This is a genomic window from Citrobacter sp. Cf136 (genome assembly GCF_030333815.1).
GTDB lineage: Bacteria > Pseudomonadota > Gammaproteobacteria > Enterobacterales > Enterobacteriaceae > Citrobacter > Citrobacter freundii.
This window is the reverse complement of sequence record NZ_JAOWFE010000032.1, coordinates 985,323-1,004,294: the sequence shown is the minus strand read 5'-3', so window position 1 is coordinate 1,004,294 and position 18,972 is coordinate 985,323. Positions and strand designations below refer to the sequence as shown.

Below are 18,972 nucleotides of genomic sequence, written 5' to 3'. Positions count from 1 at the left end.
ATTAATCCATTAATATGTGCAGGTTAATATTTTCAGCGGATTCAGCATAATGCCACTCTGTCATTCCTTGGCTATCTGTATTCCTCGTTTCTGTATGGCCGTCCGGGAGTATGAGAACATACCGGCAATCCACCATCAGTCTGCCGTCATCATCTGCACACTTAAAACGAATACACTTTCTGCTGCTGACATCCTGTGAGCTCTGCATCATTATCGATAATTGACTGGTGTCGAGGGTGGTTAAAGTGCCCGCTCCACTGCTGGTATATTGTGTGGCTGTACCAAAAACATAGTGATTGGGGCCGCCACACAACACCCTGTCGCCAGTAGCTACATATGCTTTACCATTTTCCATCCAGTCCAGTCCAGTGCAGAAGCAGTAATAATTTCTCCATAACTTGTTTTATCGCCGAGACAGGCCAGTGCTCTTACCATTTTCAATTCCTTAGTTAAAAAGTGGTAATACTCAATGGCATGATACATAACATATGATTTAAGCAAAGTTTTACTATGCTTTCTCACAACTTCACTAAGGGTGATATATTCCAGACCCAAGTCATTATTCACCTGATAATAAAATGATTTTTCGATAATTATTCACTGAAGAGTCTTACTCAAAAGGAAGACTAATTTAGGATTAACGGACATTCATATTTTCTTGTTAATTTCACCCTTTGGACGCGGTCTCAAAGCACTTTCGACAAAAACTGCTGGGTGCGCGTGTGGCGTGGATGATTCAACACCTGCTCGCTGCTGCCCTGCTCGACGATTTTGCCATCAACCATAAACACCACCTGATCCGCCACTTCCCGAGCGAAGCCAATCTCGTGTGTCACCACCACCAGCGTGGTTCCCGACTTCGCCAGCGCTTTGATGACATCCAGGACTTCGCCCACCAGCTCAGGATCCAGTGCAGATGTAGGCTCATCAAACAGCATGACGCGCGGATTTAGCGCCAGTGCACGGGCAATAGCGATACGCTGCTGCTGACCGCCAGATAAGTGACGCGACCAGGCATCGGCTTTATTCCGCAACCCTACCGCATCAAGCAGCGTTAATGCCCGCTCGGTGGCTGCTTTACGCGATGCCAGTCCGTGCGCAATGGGTGCTTCAATAAGGTTCTCCAGCACCGTTAAGTGCGGGAACAGATTAAAGTTCTGGAACACATAGCCGACGTTAACCCGCTGGCGCAAAATTTCCGCCTCTTTCAGCTCATACAGCTTGTCTCCCTGCCGACGATAGCCAATGTAATCGCCATCGATTTGAATAAAACCCTCATCGACGCGTTCCAGATGGTTGATGGTACGCAGGAGTGTGGATTTCCCTGAACCGGACGGCCCGAGAATGACCGTAACCGTTCCGGGAGGGATCTCCAGCGACACATTATCCAATGCTTTGTGGCGACCAAAGTATTTGCTGACGCCGGTAATAGAAATATGACCTTCAGGCGAGTGGGACATGGACGGCCTCCTGCTGTGGACGTTGACGACTGCGTTTTTCTGCACGGCTCACCCGGACGGTGTTGATCGCTGAACGTCGTTCGCTGCGTGCCAGCGCACGTTCGACCAGATGCTGAATAAGCGACAGGATGCTGGTGATCACCAGATACCACACCGCACCCACCATCAGCAGCGGGATCACTTCCTGCGTGCGGTTGTAGATCATCTGGATGGTGTAGAACAGCTCCGGCATTGCCAGCACGTATACCATCGCCGTCCCTTTCGCCAGGCTGATGATTTCATTGAAGCCAGCAGGCAAAATGGTGCGCAGCGCCTGCGGCAGAATAATCCGCAGCGTACGTCGCCCTGCCGGTAAGCCCAGTGCTGCCGCTGCCTCGTACTGACCGTGATCAACCCCCAAAAATCCACCACGTATAATCTCAGCGGTATAGGCGCTTTGCACCAGCGTCAGGCCAACCACCGCAGTGGAAAACTGACCGAGTACATTGATGGTCTCAAAACTTCCCCACTGAATGGGAGTAAACGGAATACCAATCGTCAGCGTGTCGTATAGATAGGAGAAGTTGTACAGAACGATTAGCACCACAATCAGTGGTAACGAACGAAACAGCCAGATGTACCCCCAGGCCAGACAGTTCAACAGCCAGGAAGATGAAAGCCGCGCCAGCGCCAGCAGACCGCCGATGAGAATACTCAACAGCGTCCCGATAAGTGTCAGTAACAGCGTTTGTCCAAGACCAGACAAAATCACCGGATCGAAGAACCAGCGGGCAAACACACTCCATTCCCAGCGCGGATTAAACGCCACAGACTGGAGAATCACCGCCAGGGCAAACAAAGCAATGATCGCGCCAACGGTGCGCATGGGGTAACGCGCCGGTACGACTTTAATGCTATCTGTCGTTTTCATCTTCTCTCCTCAGGCGATTCTGGCCTGACCGGCAATAGTCAGCAGTTTGGTAAAGCGCAGCCGTCCATCAAACGGTGGCTGGCTGTACTCTTCGGGATTGCGCGTCGTATCAAATTGCGGATCGTAGCCCTGGCTTAAATAAAGTCTGACGGCCTCCGGCTGGCGAAATCCTGTGGTCAGATATATCCGGCTGTAGCCCGCGAGTAGCGCCCGACGTTCCAGTTCCTGCACTACACGCGCCGCAAGTCCCTGCTGACGCAGGCTGCTTTTTGTCCAGATACGCTTAATCTCGGCAGTGTCCTTGTCGTAAGGTTTGTAAGCCCCGGTGGCGATAATTTCTCCGCCACGCTCCAGGACCACAAAAAGTCCCTGAGGTGCCAGATACCATTCGGTCAGTTCCACTTCAGCGTCGCGAGAAAAATAATCGCCGTAGCGGGCAGCATACTCACCGAACAGACCGTTCAAAATGGGCTGTAGCTCGCTGGCTTCAGGTGAGACCACGCGAAATTGATCGCTCACGATAACCTCCTTAGTCGCCTAAACCGGCCGGGTTGATTTCAGATTGCGGAATGCGTTCCACCCCTTCTCCCCAGCGATTCAGCACCTTGTCATAATCGCCGTTGCCAATCACGCCGTTGAGGGCGGTTTGTACCGGCAGAACCAGACCGCTGTCCTTTTTCAGCGTCACTGCGATGTGTGCCGCTTTTGGCCAACCGCCATCAACACTACCCACCAATTGCGTTTTACCGTTGAGTGCAGCTTTCCATGCGCCGATTACATTAGGACCGAAGTAGGCATCGGCGCGACCTGACTGTAGGGCCAGGGTTTGCGCGGCATCATCTTTGGTATACACCGGCGTAAACGGCTGTAACCCTTTCTTCACGTTCTCATCGTTCCAGGCCAGCAGGATGGCTTCCTGGTTCGTCCCTGAACCGACGATAATGCGCAGTCCAGCGATATCTTCCGCCTGCTCGATTTTCTTCAGCTTGCTACCGGTTTTGACATAAAAGCCAAGAGAGTCCTTCCGATACGTCGCGAAATCGAATTTTTCTTTGCGTGCTTTGGTGACGGTAATATTGCTGATCGCGGCATCGTATTTGCCGGAAGTGACGCCCAGCGGCCAGTCTTCCCATGACGTAGGTACGACGTTGAGTTCCAGCCCCAAACTGTCAGCCACCAGACGCGCGATGTCCGCCTCGCTGCCGATCAGCGTCTTATTGTCATCGGCAAAGACGGTCAGCGGCGGTTGACTGAGCCCGGCAATCGCCACGGTGAATTTGCCCGGTACGGCCAGGTGCAGATTTGCAGGCAATTGCGCAATCGCCTGCGGATTCTTTGCCGTATTGATCGGCGTTTTATTGGCTTCCAGACTTACGCCCGTGCCGTTAATCGTCACATCATTTGCCCAGACAGTCGCGCTGAAAGCCAGCGACAGCGCGAGGAATACTGATTTTTTCTGCATAGCGTTTTTCTCTTATTGTGCGAATTGATTTGCAGGTGTCGTTAATCCCAGGCTTGCGCGCAGGGTCGTACCGGGATATTCATGGCGGAACAGGCCCCGCGCCTGAAGCACAGGGACAACCTGTTCGACAAAACGCGGGAAGGTATCCGGCGTTCCGCCCTGGATAATAAAACCATCTGCGGCTTTCTCGTCGAACCACTGCTGCAGCCCGTCGGCGACCTGTTCCGGCGTGCCGCTGAAACGCGGACGTGGGCTGGCCGCTTCCAGAGCAACCTGACGGAGTGTTAAGCCACGCTCGCGCGCGTTGCGTTTGATCTCATCAGTCGTACTGCGAAAGCTGTTTTGTCCGAGAGAGCCAAGATCCGGGAACGGTGCGTCCAGCGGATATTGGGCAAAATCATGATGTTCAAAGTAGCGGCCAAGATAGTTCAGCGCGTCGGTAACGGAGACCAGCGCAGCGGTAGTCTGATACTGCTGCTCAACGTCCTCTGCGCTGTCGCCAACAATAACGCTGACGCCCTGGAATATATGCAGTTGATCGGGATGTCGTCCGGCAATTTCCAGCTGACTTTTTACATCCTGATAGAACGCCTTAGCCTCTGCCAGCGACTCCTGATGGGTAAAAATGGCATCAGCATGCTGCGCCGCTAATTTCTTGCCATCTGCTGAAGCTCCCGCCTGAAATATAATCGGACGACCTTGTGGCGTACGCCCAATATTTAACGGCCCGGCGACCTGGAAATAATCTCCATGATGGTTTAGCGTGTGCAGTTTATGCGGATTAAAAAATTCCCCGCTTGTTTTATTACGGGTAAAAGCATCGTCTTCCCAGGAATCCCACAGTCCTTTCACTACCTGTAAATATTCATCGGCAATACGATAACGCTGGGCATGCTCCGGATGCTGAGCGCGAGAATAGTTTTTTGCCGATCCTTCCAGAGGCGACGTAACCACGTTCCAGCCCGCACGCCCGTTGCTGAGATGGTCCAGGCTGGCGAACTGTCGTGCGGTCGTAAACGGCTCGCTGTATGATGTAGACACTGTGCCAACCAGTCCCAGATTCTGGGTGATGCTGGCCAAAGCGGATAATACTGTCAGCGGCTCAAAACGATTTAAAAAGTGCGGGATTGATTTTTCATTAATATACAGACCATCGGCGACAAAAATAAAATCCAGCTTCCCTTTTTCCGCAATAAGCGCCGTCTCTTTGACAAAATCAAAATTAATACTGGCATCGGCCTGAGCCGCCGGGTGGCGCCATGCGGACATATTTCCCGATGCGCCATGCAGAATAGTTCCGAGCCGTAGTTGCCGATTTTCAGCCATAATAACCCCTACCCAACAGGTAAACTTAAAGGTGTGCGAATGCCGTTTTTGCTAACTGCGCAAAGTAATGTGCGGCAGGTTCAATTAAACGTTCGTCTGGATTAAATCCCGGGTGATGTAATCCGTATTCACTGGCGCTGCCAATACTGACAAATGCGCCTGGCGTATTTTGCAGGTAGACGGCAAAATCCTCCCCGCCCATATGCAGGTCAGCATGGTGTGTTGTGTAGCCTGACTGTTTCGCCACCGTGGTGGCGATATCGGCCCAACGCGCATCGTTCACCAACGCGGTCGGCCCTGCATGCCAGATAACGTCTATTTGTGCGCCAAAGGCATGGGCAAATCCGGCAGCGATGTCATTAACCCGTGCTTTAACCTGCTGCTGTACCTGAGTCCGGTGCGTTCTGAGCGTCCCTTCCAGCTCAACGGACTCTGGCAGTACGTTCCATGTATTTCCTCCCTGAATACGGGTCACGCTGAGTACCACCGAATCCAGCGTGTTAACGTCGCGACTGGCAACGCTTTGCAACACGGTTACCAACTGGCTGGCAAGCAGGATGGCATCTTTGCCTTCATGCGGACGCGCCGCATGTGCTCCCTTGCCATTTATACGCAGCACAAAGCGATCGACATTGGCATAGAACGCACCGCCGCGTGTGGCAAATTCGCCCACTGGCAAACCGGGCTCATTGTGCATACCAAAAATAGCCGCTACGTTTTGCAGCGCACCGGCGCGGATCAACGTTTTTGCGCCGCCGAAACTCTCTTCAGCTGGTTGAAACAAAATACGTACTCGCCCCGGTAAGGTTGTTTCCTGTTGTTTAAGCAGCAGTGCTGCTCCAAGCATCACGCTGGTATGGACGTCATGCCCGCAGGCATGCATCACGCCCGGTGTGAGGGAGCGAAACGGAACATCGGCGCTTTCTTCTATCGGTAGCGCATCGATATCCGCTCGCAGCGCGATGACATCTTCTCCCTTGCCGATTTCCGCGACCAGACCGGTTTTCAGCTCGAACGGCAGAATGTCGACATCCGCAGCGTGCAACCAGGCCTGAATGCGCCTGGTGGTTGCTTCCTCCTGCAGGGAAAGCTCCGGGTGCTGATGTAATTCACGACGCCAGTTGATAAGCGTTGAGCTGAGGGTCATCAGAGCACCTCCACGGCATTATGGACTTGTGCCAACAAACGCAGCGATGTCAGACGCGGGTGGCCCTCCGCCACTGGCGTGTCGATAATGAACTCATCAATACCAAATTGCGTATGCAGAGCATTCAGCTTTACCATCACCTCTTGAGCGGTGCCGTGTAACAACGCCAGTTCACGACGCGCGATTTTGCGTGGCGAACTACCCGCCTGTACGGCGAATGCCAGGGCTTGCTCTTCGCTGGCGACTGTAACGCGTTGACCATTTTCCAGCTCAACGCCCCAGATTTGCACGTTTTCCGCCAGTTGCGCAGCGGTATCGTGACTGTCAGCCACAATCACCTGAACGGCGACTATCGTCGGGCGGTCGCTGTGGGTCTGCCAGAAGGACAAAACCTCACGTAATAACGCTTTGTCACCGTTGAGGTGCGCAGCGAAGATAAAATTCAAGTCGGATTGCGCTGCTAACTGTGCGCTTTGCACACTGGCTCCGAGTACAAATCCTTCTGGCGGTATTGGTGGGATTGGCGTCGGGAATACCGTTTCCCCGCTTTCCGTTCCGTTCAGCGCCAGCCAGCCGTTAAGCTGAGAAAGCTGATCGGCAAAACTGCCTTTTTCTTCCTGATGCAGTCCATGCTGTAACGCCTGAGTCGACAACGGTAACCCGCCAGGGGCCTTCCCTACGCCGAGGTCGACACGTCCAGGAGCCAGTGATGCCAGAAGATTGAAGTTTTCCGCCACTTTGTACGGGCTGTAATGTTGCAGCATCACGCCGCCGGAACCAACGCGGATACGCTGGGTTTGCCCGAGGATCCAGGCGATCACCAGTTCCGGCGATGGACTGGCCAGCTGTGGCGTATTATGGTGTTCCGCGATCCAGAAACGATGGTACCCCCACTCTTCCGCCAGTTGCGCCAAACGCAACGTCCGGGAAAGCGCAGTCGCGGCAGTTTCACCTTCCCCTATGGGGCTTTTATCCAGAACACTCAGGCGATATGACATGTTACGAGCCTATGTTTGTTAACATGTCTTTATTATTAATTTATCAAATAGCCATACTGAAACATTTAATTCACATTTACTCAGCTAAAAAGTAGATAACAAACCCTACCGCAGCCAGGGTTAAAATTTGGATCGCCCAGTACCGCTAAACTGAAAAACACCCGCAATTAATAGCCTACAAAATATAATAGGGTCGTTGAGATCACGTTAATAACATCAAAATAATTTCATGCCAGTTTTCTTTTTACGAAAAGGTTTTTTAACGCAATTTACGTTAAGTCAGTTTAAACGACTTGTAACGTTATGCGCTTGTATTAATTGTTTCACTTTTATGACGTGGGATGAATGATTTACATGGAAATTTTTATTTTAACTACTTCCACAGAAATGATGATTAGTAGAGAATGCAACGTTTCTTATTAAAACGGTTTAAAACAGATTTCTAATATCCCCCGATTTCATTGCGGGGATTTTTGTATGGATTATACATAGCATCATGGGACCTCTATGAAAAGTAACATGCCCGTTACACAAATTGAGCACGCACTTAACGATAAAACGACGCTGCTTTCTACGACGGATAAAGAAAGTCATATTACCTACGCCAACTCCGCATTTATTGATGCCAGCGGATTTAACGAACAGCAATTAATGGGCGAACCGCATAATATTATTCGCCATCCTGATATGCCTCCCGCGGCGTTCGCCGATATGTGGTACACGCTACAGCAGGGAGACAGCTGGACGGGGATGGTGAAAAACCGTCGGCAGAATGGCGACCATTACTGGGTTCGCGCCAACGTTACACCGGTCTGGCACAATGAAAAACTCACTGGCTACATTTCAGTGCGTACCGTTCCTTCGCGCGATGAAATAACTCAAAGCGAAAGTTTATATCAAAAAATTAATAGCCAGCAGTTTAAAGGGTTTCGACTTTTTAAAGGCATTATCATTCGCCGCGGCATATTGTCATGGGCATCAATGTTTAAATGGCTGAGCATTAGCCAGCGCGTCAATTATTCTTTAGGGGTAATCGCCCTGCTCACTGTGCTATTTCTTTTTGCTCCTGTTAATCCATTTATTCAGGCGGGAGGGTTGCTGTTCTTATTTCTGATGCTTGCTATTTACCTTAAGTATCAAATCTGTCAGCCAGTTAATACGCTACTGACGCAAATGAAGAAAGTGGTATCCGGGAGAAAACCTGATAACTGTCATTTAAATCGGGTGGATGAGATCGGAATGCTGATGCGCCTGGTTAATCAGTCCGGGCTTAATCTGAATTCACTGGTCGATGATGTCAGTACGCAAATATCCGGTATTCGCGCTATCAGTCAGCGAGTATCAAAAGAAGGTACGGCGCTGCATAAGCGTTCCGAAGAAACCTCCGCCGACCTGCAACAAACCGCTGCCGCCATTGAAGAAATTGGTAGCGCGGTACAGCAAACTGCTGAGACTGCGGCACATACTATGACCATGGCCGATAAAACCAGCGCCAATGCGGCAGAAGGCGGCGATATCATGAAACAAACTATCGCCATGATGCAGGCGATATCGCGTGACAACGGGCAGATCGTCGACATCATCGGCGTCATTGATAGTATCGCCTTTCAGACCAATATTCTGGCGCTCAATGCCGCGGTCGAGGCCGCGCGAGCCGGAGAGTCAGGACGCGGTTTCGCCGTTGTGGCGGCAGAGGTCCGTAATCTGGCACAGCACTCAGCGTCTGCAGCAAAAGAGATCAAACAGTTGATTGAGAAGAACGTCGCCAACGTGAATAGCGGCGTCAAAATGGTAGAACAAACGGAGACGCATCTTACCGGGATGATTGGCGATGTCCTGCAGATGTCGATGATGATCAAAGATATTAGTCTGGCGACACGTGAGCAAACCCTGGCGCTGGATCTGATTAACGATTCGATTTCACGCGTAGGCACCATGACACACAATAATGCCGAGATGGTAGAGCGTGTCACCGATGCTACCGCCGATCTGACTCAACGTTCATCGCGCTTACAGCAGGCCGTTCAGGTCTTTGGCGTATCAGCATAACCTTACGGCGCTTATCGGGTGATTGTCTCGATAAGCGCACTCCTCTCCAGGTATTTACGCCCTTCTCTTTTATTGGCTGAATCGAGGCCACACCGCGCCAGTGCAGGCTGTACAAAAATGCTGAATTCTTGTTATCGAGGCTTTGCGGAACAGAACAATTGAATGTAGGATGCTCGGCCGGCAGTTTTCCCCCGTAACACAATGAAGGGTAAGGCTGTTTTCGCCGCAGCAGGTGCGGCAAAAAGGATTTGTATTTTTGTCAGGTCAACAGGAAAAGTAATGAACACAAACAACACGCAAGCCGCGGAACAACATGCGGCGAAACGACGCTGGTTGAATGCCCACGAAGAGGGGTATCACAAAGCGATGGGAAATCGACAGGTACAGATGATCGCCATTGGCGGCGCAATTGGTACCGGGTTGTTTTTAGGGGCTGGCGCGCGCTTGCAGATGGCTGGTCCTGCTTTGGCGCTGGTTTATCTGGTGTGCGGTATTTTTTCGTTCTTTATACTGCGCGCGCTTGGCGAACTGGTTTTACATCGCCCTTCCAGCGGCAGCTTTGTCTCCTATGCCCGTGAATTTTTAGGTGAGAAAGCCGCCTATGTGGCTGGCTGGATGTACTTTATCAACTGGGCGATGACCGGCATTGTCGATATCACCGCGGTGGCGTTGTATATGCATTACTGGGGCGCATTTGGTGATGTACCGCAGTGGGTATTCGCCCTCGGCGCGCTGGCCATTGTCGGCACCATGAACATGATCGGCGTGAAGTGGTTCGCGGAGATGGAGTTTTGGTTTGCACTGGTCAAAGTGTTGGCGATTGTGATTTTCCTGGTGGTGGGTACCGTCTTTTTAGGCACTGGAAAACCATTGGATGGTAACGCCACGGGTTTTCACCTGATCACCGACAACGGTGGATTCTTCCCACATGGCCTGCTGCCAGCGCTGGTACTGGTTCAGGGGGTGGTTTTCGCGTTTGCCTCCATTGAACTGGTGGGCACCGCTGCTGGAGAATGCAAAGATCCACAAACCATGGTGCCGAAAGCGATCAATAGCGTTATCTGGCGTATTGGTCTGTTCTATGTGGGTTCTGTCGTGCTGCTGGTTCTGTTACTGCCGTGGAATGCCTATCAGGCAGGGCAAAGCCCGTTTGTTACCTTCTTCTCCAAACTGGGCGTGCCGTATATCGGCAGTATCATGAATATTGTGGTGCTCACCGCGGCACTTTCCAGCCTTAACTCTGGGCTGTACTGCACCGGACGTATTTTACGTTCAATGTCGATGGGCGGATCGGCGCCGAAATTCATGGCTAAAATGAGCCGTCAACAGGTACCCTGGGCTGGGATCCTCGCCACGCTGGTCGTCTATGTCGTCGGGGTATTTCTGAACTATCTGGTGCCGTCGCAGGTGTTTGAGATCGTGTTGAACTTCGCGTCGTTGGGCATTATTGCGTCGTGGGGCTTTATCATGGTCTGTCAGATGCGTCTGCGCCGGGCCATAAAAGAAGGTAAAACGGCAGACGTTAGCTTTAAACTGCCGGGCGCTCCGTTTACCTCGTGGCTAACCCTGGTATTCCTGCTGAGCGTGCTGGTGTTGATGGCGTTTGACTATCCAAACGGCACCTACACTATCGCGTCATTACCGTTGATTGCCATCCTGCTGGTTGCAGGCTGGTTCGGCGTGCGTAAGCGCGTCGCGGAAATCCACCGCACCGCGCCGTAATGGCTGAAGGCCTGACAGGTTAACCCTTCAGGCCTTCTTTTTTAGTTCGCTTCAATCAACTGCGCTACATCGTTGCTGTTAATTTCTCGCGCGTTTCCATCCTGATCGGTATAGCTGGTCATTCCCGTATCTTTATCCAGTTTTGGCTTACCCTGGGTGGTAATGGTTTGTCCGCTTTTGGTCGTCATGACGTAATCGGTGGTGCATCCTGCCAGGGCAAACAGCATTACGCCTGCACAAAGACAGATAAATGGCTTTTTCATGATATTCCCGTGTTATTCAGTTAGCCGTTGAAGGCGTAGTGTAAGTCCCTGAAGTGGGTCGGGCTACTGGCGGGGTGTAACGAGGCGTATCGTGGGGTTTAGAGAAATGACAGGAGGGGTTTCCCCCTCCTGATTTTTTACAGCGCAATACGAATAACATCGTCCGGCTGGGTAGCTTCCTGCTCGCGGGTAGATTTCTGTTTCACGCTGACGTACAGGATTTTACCATCGGCAGAGAGCGCCAGGCTATTCGGGAATGTTGGGGTCTCGAATGTTTTGACGACTTTATAGCTTTTCGCGTCGATCACACTCACTTTACCGGCCTGGCGATGAGTCACGTAGGCTTCATTACGCGTCGGGTTGAACAGCACGGCAAGGGATTCCGGCGCGGCGACTTTTGCCAGTACGTTGCCGTTACGGGTGTCGATTACCAGCACTTCCGCCGCTTTAGAGTCGGTGACAAATGCACGGTTGCCCGCTGTGTCCAGGCTCAGGTTGATAAAGAAATGCTCTTTCCCATCATCCAGCAGTTTTTTGCGGCTGAGAATTTTGTTGGTGGTGGTATCGATGGTAATGAATTCACCGTCCGCATTGGCGGTGTACAGGCGCTTAGCCTTGCTGTCGACCGCCAGAGCGGTGCTCATTTTGCCGGTATTTTGAATGGTGTCCTTCAGTTTAATGGCATCACCGTCCACCACCCAAATCACGCTCTCTTTACCAATACCGCTAATGTATACCGTGTTAGTGGCGTCATCTGCGGCCAGCTCACGCGGCTGCAGCGGGCGAACATCTTCAGAACGCTTACGCGCATCCAGCACCAGACGTCCTTTCACCGCGCCCGTTTTAGCATCCATCGCCGTTACCGCGCTATTTACCGTGTTGCCGAACCACAGCGTTTGCGTGGCATTATTGATGGTGGCACCAAACGGTTTGAGATCGTTATGAATCACCTGAGTCACTTCGAGGGTGACCGGGTCAAGGCGGTAAACCACCCCGCCGGTATCCAGTTTGCGGCTCTGTGAGGTCGCCAGCCACAGCGCGTTCTCTTGTTGGCTGTACGCCATTTCATAAGCGCCTTTACCGACGGCTTTGCGCAGCAGTTCTTCTGCAGCCTGCGTAGTAAAAGATGATGCAACGAGCAGTGAACCTAACAGTAAAGAACCACGCAGACGCGGTGAAAACAGATGACGTAAAGACATGACGACTCCCTTTGATAAATTCGTTTGTTACTGCTTCACATAGCTTCAATGAGCAAAATCATGGTTTTGCCTTTTTAAGAATGAGAATAGTAATCATTATTTATCTCAATGTGGAGTATTTATTTGCTTTCGGGTTGTAACCTTCTCATTTTCTCCATGAATAATCGCTTTTCATCCAGATAACGTCATTGGCATTTTACCAGACCTACATTTCGTACGAAGCAGGCCTGGTTACAGACATTCACCGTCTTCCACCCTTACGCATCAATCCTCAGCAAGACGAATAACTACCTTGCCGAAGTTTTTGCCGGTCAGCAGACCGATAAAGGTTTGTGGCGCATTTTCCAGACCGTCGGTCACCTGCTCGCGGTAGTGGATTTTGTCCTCTTTAAGCCAGCGCCCCATCTCCCGCTGAAACTCCTGAATGCGGTGACCATAATCCTGACCAATGATAAAACCCTGCATCCGTATACGCTTTTTCAGCAGCGTTGCCATTAACAGTGGTAATCTGTCAGGTCCGGTCGGAAGCGACGTTGCGTTATAACCACTGACCAGGCCACAAAGCGGAATCCGCGCAGAAGTATTGAGCAATGGCAGAACGGCATCAAATACTTTTCCGCCGACGTTTTCATAATAAATATCAATTCCTTGTGGGCAGGCTTTTGCCAGTTGTTGCGCAAAATCTTGTGCGTGGTGATCGAGGCAAACATCAAAGCCCAGCACCTCTGTGGCATGTCGACATTTCTCTGCCCCACCAGCCACACCGATTACCCGACAGCCTTTAAGCTTACCGATCTGCCCAACCGTTGCGCCAACCGGCCCGGTTGCGGCGGCTACCACCAGCGTTTCTCCCGCTTTCGGCTGACCGATATCCAGCAGGCCCATATAAGCGGTAAACCCCGGCATACCCATAACACCCAGCGCCCAGGAGGGATGTTCGGGATGAGCGCCAAGCTTCACCAGTCCGTTACCGTCGGAGATGTCATAGTCCTGCCAACCGCTGTAGCTCAATACCCATTCGCCTGGCTGGTAGTCCGGATGGCGGGATGACACCACGCGACTTACGGTACCACCCACCATAACACCACCAATCTCTACTGGTGGTGAGTAAGATGGCTCATCGCTCATGCGGCCACGCATGTAGGGATCGAGGGAAAGATAAACAGTGCGCAGCAAAACCTGGCCTTCGCCCGGGGATGCCACCTCATCTTCTTCAAGACGGAAGTTCTCTGGGACTGGCGCGCCATGTGGACGGGAAGCCAGTACCCAGCGACGGTTACGATTAGTCTGTTGACCCATGATGTGCTCCTCTGCTTTTGGCATGAATCCATCAATAGTAGCAGTCTGCGCCTGCTATTTAGCTGACGACGTGGTTTAACCGCACAACCAGGTAAACGCAGGGTTTCGCGGTTTCATTGATAAACCGACAGTCATTCGGCGGGCCAAGTTCCAGGCAATCACCTGCCTGCATTTCATGGCGTATGTCCCCTTCCACAAAAACTAATTCCCCCTGCTGTAACCAGATAAGTTGTCTGGCCTGCACATAGGAAGAAGCTGGCATCGGGATATCACTTCCAGCGGGTAATTCAATCTGCACCAGATCGATAGGTAGATCGCTGCGCGGTGAAACATGGCGGCGCAGATAGTGGCTTTGCGGGTCGTGCCAGACGGGCTGGTCAGCGAAGCGCAGCAGCTTGCCCTCCTGCATTTCAGCCCGCGCAATCAGGGTAGACATGCTGATGCCAAACGCACCGGAAAGTCTACCCAGCAGCGTCGCCGTTGGACTACTCTCGCCGCGTTCTATTTTATGGATCATTGCCCGCGACACGCCCGCGCGCTCGGCAAGTTCCGTGAGTGACCAACCGCGAGATTCCCGCTCAATGCGAATTCTTGCACTGATCCGTTGATTTATGCTGTCTTCAATAGTATTCATATTGTAATACTATAGTGAACAAGCCCTGAGGTTCAACATGTCAATTCGATTTGCCAGCAAAGAAGACTGCGCCGCCATTGCAGAAATCTACAACCATGCGGTACTGCATACGGCGGCTATCTGGAATGATCAAACGGTCGATGCCGAAAACCGTATTTCCTGGTATGAATCCCGACAATTGATGGGGTATCCGGTACTGGTGAGTGAAGAGAATGGCGTGGTTACGGGATACGCCTCCTTTGGCGACTGGCGTAACTTTGATGGCTTCCGTCATACCGTTGAACATTCGGTGTATGTCCATCCAGAACATCAGGGAAAAGGACTCGGACGAGCACTACTCAGCAGACTGATAGACGAAGCCCGCGAATGCGGCAAGCATGTCATGGTGGCAGGTATTGAGTCTCAGAATCAGGCATCACTGCATCTGCACAGCTTGCTGGGCTTTAAAACCACCGCGCAAATGCCACAGGTTGGAACCAAATTTGGGCGGTGGCTGGATCTGACTTTCATGCAGTTGCAGTTAGACGATCGTCGTGAACCGGATGACCTTAGATGAACCAGACGCTGACCCTCTCCTTTCTGATTGCCGCTGGTATTGGTCTGGTGGTGCAAAATACCTTGATGGTACGCATCACGCAGACGTCCTCGACGATCCTTATCGCCATGTTACTTAACTCGCTGGTCGGGATCGTGCTGTTTGTCAGCATATTGTGGTTTAAGCAAGGTTTAGCAGGGTTTGGTGAATTGGTTTCCAGCATACGCTGGTGGACACTCATCCCCGGCTTGTTGGGATCGTTCTTTGTTTTCGCCAGCATTAGTGGATATCAAAATGTAGGCGCTGCCACGACGATTGCGGTACTGGTTGCCAGCCAGCTTATCGGGGGACTGATACTGGATATTCTGCGCAGTCACGGCGTGCCGCTACGGGCGCTAGTGGGCCCAATTTGTGGCGCGGTAATGTTGGTGATCGGGGCATGGCTGGTGGCGAGACGTTCGTTTTAATTGCGCTTATCCGACCTACAGAACGCGCCTGTAGGCCGGATAAGATCCGGCGAGGAAATATCAAAGAATAGTGCCGCCTTTGGTCAACTGTTCGCGACGGGCTTCCATATCTTCTTTATGCTGACGGCCATGATGGGCGATAGCCGTACGCAAACGCTGTTGTTGGGTATAGCGGTCTTCCCGGCTCAACGCGACATCATCGCTGAGCTCAATCAGCAATTCATTCATATGCGTAATGACGCTCTCCTCAATGGCGGCATCAACACGTGCGCTGACCTCATCCAGATGCGACATAACCTCTCCTTAACTCATTAATTTAATTTTGCTTTTGAAAAATCACTGCCCATCAGGCTAACGCTGTATCCGCTGACGTTGCTACGCGTAGCGTAGAACGTTTTACCGTTTGCCAGGGCTATCCAAGGAGCCTGCTGGTAGAAAATCTCTTGTGACTGCTGGTAAAGCGCGGCGCGCTCTTCCGGTTTGCTCACCAGTTTCGCCTTTTCAACCAGCGAATTATACTCTTTATCGCACCAGCGCGCGGCGTTAGATCCGGTTTTTATGCTGTCGCAGCCCAGCAGCACATCCGCGAAGTTATCCGGATCGCCGTTGTCTGACATCCAGCCAAACAACGCGGTGTCATGCTCACCTTTACGCATTCCGGAGAGATATTCACCCCACTCATACGATACAATTTTCGCCTTCACGCCCACCTTTGCCCAGTCGCTCTGGATCATCTCGGCAATCCGTCGGGAGTTCGGGTTGTATGGGCGCTGGACCGGCATTGACCACAACGTCGCTTCAAAGCCATTTTCCAGCCCTGCCTGCTTCAGAAGGTCTTTCGCTTTTTGCGGGTCGTAAGCGTAATCCTGCAGATCTTTATTGAACCCCAGCATATTCGGCGGAATCGGTGATTTTGCCACCGTACCAGACCCTAAAAAGACAGCGTTAATAATGGCCTTTTTGTCCGTTGCGTAGTTCAAAGCCTGACGCACCAGTACGTTATCAAACGGTTTTTTCTCGGTATTAAACGCCAGATATCCAACGTTCAGCGCGTCAACCGAATGCAGCGTCAAATCTTTATTCTTTTTAATCTCGTCAAACTGTACGGGCGCAGGTGCTGGGATTATCTGGCATTCATTGGTTTGCAGTTTTGCCAGCCGCGTCTGGACGTTTGGCGTGATTGAGAAGATCAGGTGTTTCGTTGGAACGGCGCCATCCCAGTAGTTAGGGTTGGCAAGATAGCGGATTTGCGAGTCCTGCTTGTACTGCTGCAGCACGTAAGGCCCGGTGCCAATAGGCCAGTTGTCGACGTTTTCCGGTGTACCTTTTTTCAGCATCGCGTCGGCATATTCCGCAGAGAGAATCGAGGCAAAATCCATTCCCCAGTCGGCAAGAAACGCAGCGTTAGGTTCATTCAGGACAAACTGAACGTGATAATCATCGAGCTTCTTAACTTCTTTAATCAGTTTATCCAGACCGACATCGTTAAAGTATTCATAGCTTCCCTGAGAAACCTTGTGATACGGATGATCGGCATCCTTCTGCCGTAATACCGAGAAAATCACGTCGTCAGCGTTGAAGTCGCGGGTCGGTTTAAAGAATTTATTACTGTTGAATTTCACGCCTTGACGCAGGGTAAAGGTGTAAGTCTTACCGTCGGGAGAAATCGTCCAGTCCGTTGCCAGAGATAGTACCGGGGTATTCTTTACCGGATCAAAGTTGATGAGTCGGTTGTAGAGCACTTGTGAACTGGCCACAAATGAGGGACCGGAACTGGCAATTTGCGGGTTAAATGACTCCGGCGATGCTTCAGAACAATAGATGATGGTGTCAGTATTGGCCGCGAACGCAACGCCTGACGGTATGACGGTGCTGATAGCCAGCGCGAGTAACGTTTTCCTTGCAATCATGGTTATAAGCCTTCTTATTTTATTATTAACCGAGATATCAGAGCATAGCTGACAAAAACTGACCAATAACAAATCACTATCAGGTTATTCTAATCCGGTGTATTTCGCTGAATAATTCATCACCCTAAGCGAATTAATTTCCCTTAAGTCTTTTTCAAAACGTCAAGATTTTTCCCGGCACTCTATGCCATGAAAATTAGCCCCTTTTTGCCTCTCTTTCTCCGTTTGCTCGTTTTTATAAAACGTAAAGTAGATACGTGAAGAAGTCTAAGGGGTAACAACGTGGCAAAAACTCTCTTGCGCAGCGGCAATTTGGATGACTATCAGGCCGTGGGCGGCGGTGGCCAGGCCGTTTTTGATTCAGCATTGCAAATTCGTGAAACGCTTCGTCTGCGTAAACAGCAGGCGATGGTGGATTGTTTGGCGATCCCACAAATTAACGACAACGGCGATCGGGTTGACTGGTATTCCCCGATAGAAGGGAAAGCCGTGGCGTGGAAAGCCGCTGATGAAGAAGCACGTTTTCGTGCGCTGCGCTATCTGGGAAGCACGCTGGAAAATGCGGCGGCTCTGAGCCGTAAAAGCCTGCAGTCGGGAAAAACCTCCCTACAGCTGTTTGGCTCTCTGCTCGAAAAAGCCATCCAGTTTCCCGGTGAAAACCACGTGTTTCTGGTTGATGGCAAACCCGTTATTACGTTCTGGGGCTTCGTCAATCTGAATGAAAATCCCCGCGACGATGTGCTCGATTGCCTGCGACTTGCCGATATTCCTCCTGTCGTTACCGTAGCAGAGCCGGAACAGGAAGAAGAAATCCCCCCGGAAATCACCTTCGCCGAGGCTGATGCGCCTTTATTGACGCCAGTCGTCGAGCTGGCTAAACCGGCTGAACCTGAGCCACAGCCACCGGTTATAGTTAACGAACCGGAGGTTACACCGCCGCTGGCACAAGAGAAACCTGCGCGCCGCCTGCCGCTGTGGAGCCTGCCCGTTGCCGCAGTCATCATTGCCGCCATCGTTGGGCCGCTGCTGTGGAAGCAACAGACCACCCAGCCCGTACCCGCAGCCGCCGCTGTTGAAGTCGCAAAGATTGATATGGCACCGCTGCCAGCACTGGCATCTGCTCTGCCTTTGCATCGTGCTGAAGTGACTCCAGTTGCGAAGAAAGAGAAACCTGTAGAAGGACCGGTGGTGATCGCCGCGATTCCAAAAGATGCGCTGGTGATGGATGCCAATCAGATGAAGGCAGGAACGACGCGTTTCCTCAATGGTAACTGGCGCGTCCTGGTCGATGTTAAAGATCCGGTGAGCGGCAAAGCGCCGTCGCTGCGCTATCAGATCCAGGCCAATAAAGGCACTGCTCGCGTAGTTCATGGTGACAATATTGTTTGTCGTGCCGAGATTTTCTCCGGTTTGCACCAGTCGGGTGAATTAATGATTAAGAGTCGCGGCAATGCTCGTTGTACAGACGGGTCACGTTATCCGATGCCTGAAATTACCTGCAAAGCGGGAACCAACGACGTCGCCGCCTGTACCGCGCGTTATGACGATCACGCGGAAATCCCTCTGACAATCAAAAAGATAGGTGCCTGAT

At 51.6% G+C, this 18,972-nt stretch carries 19 protein-coding genes; 5 read left to right on the top strand and 14 right to left on the bottom strand.

Annotated elements, in window-relative coordinates; genetic code table 11:
- Position 1 precedes the first annotated feature (1 nt).
- The 8 genes from OGV98_RS09205 to OGV98_RS09175 all read right to left on the bottom strand — a co-directional run bounded on the left by OGV98_RS09205 (position 2) and on the right by OGV98_RS09175 (position 7,303).
- Entirely contained in the window at positions 2–355 is a 354-nt protein-coding gene (locus OGV98_RS09205; RefSeq protein WP_229235644.1) for a hypothetical protein, read from the bottom strand.
- Between the two features lie 331 nt (positions 356–686).
- Positions 687–1,460 carry an amino acid ABC transporter ATP-binding protein gene (locus tag OGV98_RS09200; RefSeq protein ID WP_003836184.1) on the bottom strand — a complete coding sequence of 258 codons (774 nt, stop codon included), beginning with the start codon at positions 1,458–1,460 and terminating at the stop codon, positions 687–689.
- A complete protein-coding gene (locus OGV98_RS09195; protein ID WP_003836182.1) occupies positions 1,444–2,370 on the bottom strand; it encodes an amino acid ABC transporter permease in 927 nt (308 codons plus the stop codon). The genes OGV98_RS09200 and OGV98_RS09195 overlap by 17 nt, the downstream gene beginning before the upstream one ends.
- 9 nt (positions 2,371–2,379) lie before the next feature.
- Positions 2,380–2,889 (bottom strand): GNAT family N-acetyltransferase, encoded by a 510-nt coding sequence (locus OGV98_RS09190; protein ID WP_048217555.1) that lies wholly within the window; start codon positions 2,887–2,889, stop codon positions 2,380–2,382.
- A gap of 10 nt (positions 2,890–2,899) precedes the next feature.
- Positions 2,900–3,832 (bottom strand): ABC transporter substrate-binding protein, encoded by a 933-nt coding sequence (locus OGV98_RS23620; RefSeq protein ID WP_006684496.1) that lies wholly within the window; start codon positions 3,830–3,832, stop codon positions 2,900–2,902.
- 12 nt (positions 3,833–3,844) lie between these two features.
- On the bottom strand, positions 3,845–5,158 hold the full coding sequence (locus tag OGV98_RS23615; protein WP_103856770.1) for an LLM class flavin-dependent oxidoreductase: 1,314 nt from the start codon (positions 5,156–5,158) through the stop codon (positions 3,845–3,847).
- 25 nt (positions 5,159–5,183) lie between these two features.
- Positions 5,184–6,305, bottom strand: a complete 1,122-nt coding sequence (locus OGV98_RS09180; protein WP_003020146.1) for an amidohydrolase — start codon at positions 6,303–6,305, stop codon at positions 5,184–5,186.
- Positions 6,305–7,303 carry an MsnO8 family LLM class oxidoreductase gene (locus OGV98_RS09175; protein ID WP_202581304.1) on the bottom strand — a complete coding sequence of 333 codons (999 nt, stop codon included), beginning with the start codon at positions 7,301–7,303 and terminating at the stop codon, positions 6,305–6,307. Before OGV98_RS09175 ends, OGV98_RS09180 begins: the two co-directional genes overlap by 1 nt.
- Positions 7,304–7,810: 507 nt before the next feature.
- Between OGV98_RS09175 and OGV98_RS09170 the strand changes: the two genes are divergently transcribed.
- Entirely contained in the window at positions 7,811–9,352 is a 1,542-nt protein-coding gene (locus tag OGV98_RS09170) for a methyl-accepting chemotaxis protein (protein WP_194857712.1), read from the top strand.
- 279 nt (positions 9,353–9,631) lie between these two features.
- Positions 9,632–11,074 (top strand): L-asparagine permease, encoded by a 1,443-nt coding sequence (gene ansP / locus OGV98_RS09165; protein WP_003843715.1) that lies wholly within the window; start codon positions 9,632–9,634, stop codon positions 11,072–11,074.
- 41 nt (positions 11,075–11,115) lie between these two features.
- Here ansP and OGV98_RS09160 read toward each other — a convergent pair whose 3' ends face one another.
- From OGV98_RS09160 to OGV98_RS09145, 4 genes are all read right to left on the bottom strand, one after another.
- Entirely contained in the window at positions 11,116–11,337 is a 222-nt protein-coding gene (locus OGV98_RS09160) for a YgdI/YgdR family lipoprotein (protein ID WP_003843716.1), read from the bottom strand.
- 137 nt (positions 11,338–11,474) lie between these two features.
- The gene (yncE, locus tag OGV98_RS09155; RefSeq protein WP_044710801.1) at positions 11,475–12,536 is read right to left on the bottom strand and encodes a 7-bladed beta-propeller protein YncE; all 1,062 of its coding nucleotides are present in this window, start codon (positions 12,534–12,536) and stop codon (positions 11,475–11,477) included.
- Between the two features lie 264 nt (positions 12,537–12,800).
- Entirely contained in the window at positions 12,801–13,835 is a 1,035-nt protein-coding gene (curA, locus tag OGV98_RS09150) for an NADPH-dependent curcumin/dihydrocurcumin reductase (protein WP_016150272.1), read from the bottom strand.
- 58 nt (positions 13,836–13,893) lie between these two features.
- The gene (locus tag OGV98_RS09145) at positions 13,894–14,469 is read right to left on the bottom strand and encodes a helix-turn-helix domain-containing protein (protein WP_003020168.1); all 576 of its coding nucleotides are present in this window, start codon (positions 14,467–14,469) and stop codon (positions 13,894–13,896) included.
- A gap of 37 nt (positions 14,470–14,506) precedes the next feature.
- On the opposite strand from OGV98_RS09145, the gene OGV98_RS09140 reads away from it, so the two are divergent.
- Entirely contained in the window at positions 14,507–15,025 is a 519-nt protein-coding gene (locus OGV98_RS09140; protein WP_003843719.1) for a GNAT family N-acetyltransferase, read from the top strand.
- On the top strand, positions 15,022–15,471 hold the full coding sequence (locus OGV98_RS09135) for a DMT family transporter (protein ID WP_003836163.1): 450 nt from the start codon (positions 15,022–15,024) through the stop codon (positions 15,469–15,471). Before OGV98_RS09140 ends, OGV98_RS09135 begins: the two co-directional genes overlap by 4 nt.
- Positions 15,472–15,531: 60 nt before the next feature.
- On the opposite strand, the gene OGV98_RS09130 is transcribed toward OGV98_RS09135, so the two are convergent.
- The gene (locus OGV98_RS09130) at positions 15,532–15,765 is read right to left on the bottom strand and encodes a YdcY family protein (protein ID WP_003020183.1); all 234 of its coding nucleotides are present in this window, start codon (positions 15,763–15,765) and stop codon (positions 15,532–15,534) included.
- A gap of 17 nt (positions 15,766–15,782) precedes the next feature.
- Positions 15,783–17,381 carry an ABC transporter substrate-binding protein gene (locus OGV98_RS09125; RefSeq protein ID WP_210943758.1) on the bottom strand — a complete coding sequence of 533 codons (1,599 nt, stop codon included), beginning with the start codon at positions 17,379–17,381 and terminating at the stop codon, positions 15,783–15,785.
- Between the two features lie 282 nt (positions 17,382–17,663).
- On the opposite strand from OGV98_RS09125, the gene OGV98_RS09120 reads away from it, so the two are divergent.
- Positions 17,664–18,971, top strand: coding sequence for an SrfA family protein (locus OGV98_RS09120; RefSeq protein WP_044710808.1), 1,308 nt, complete (start codon positions 17,664–17,666; stop codon positions 18,969–18,971).
- Position 18,972 lies beyond the last annotated feature (1 nt).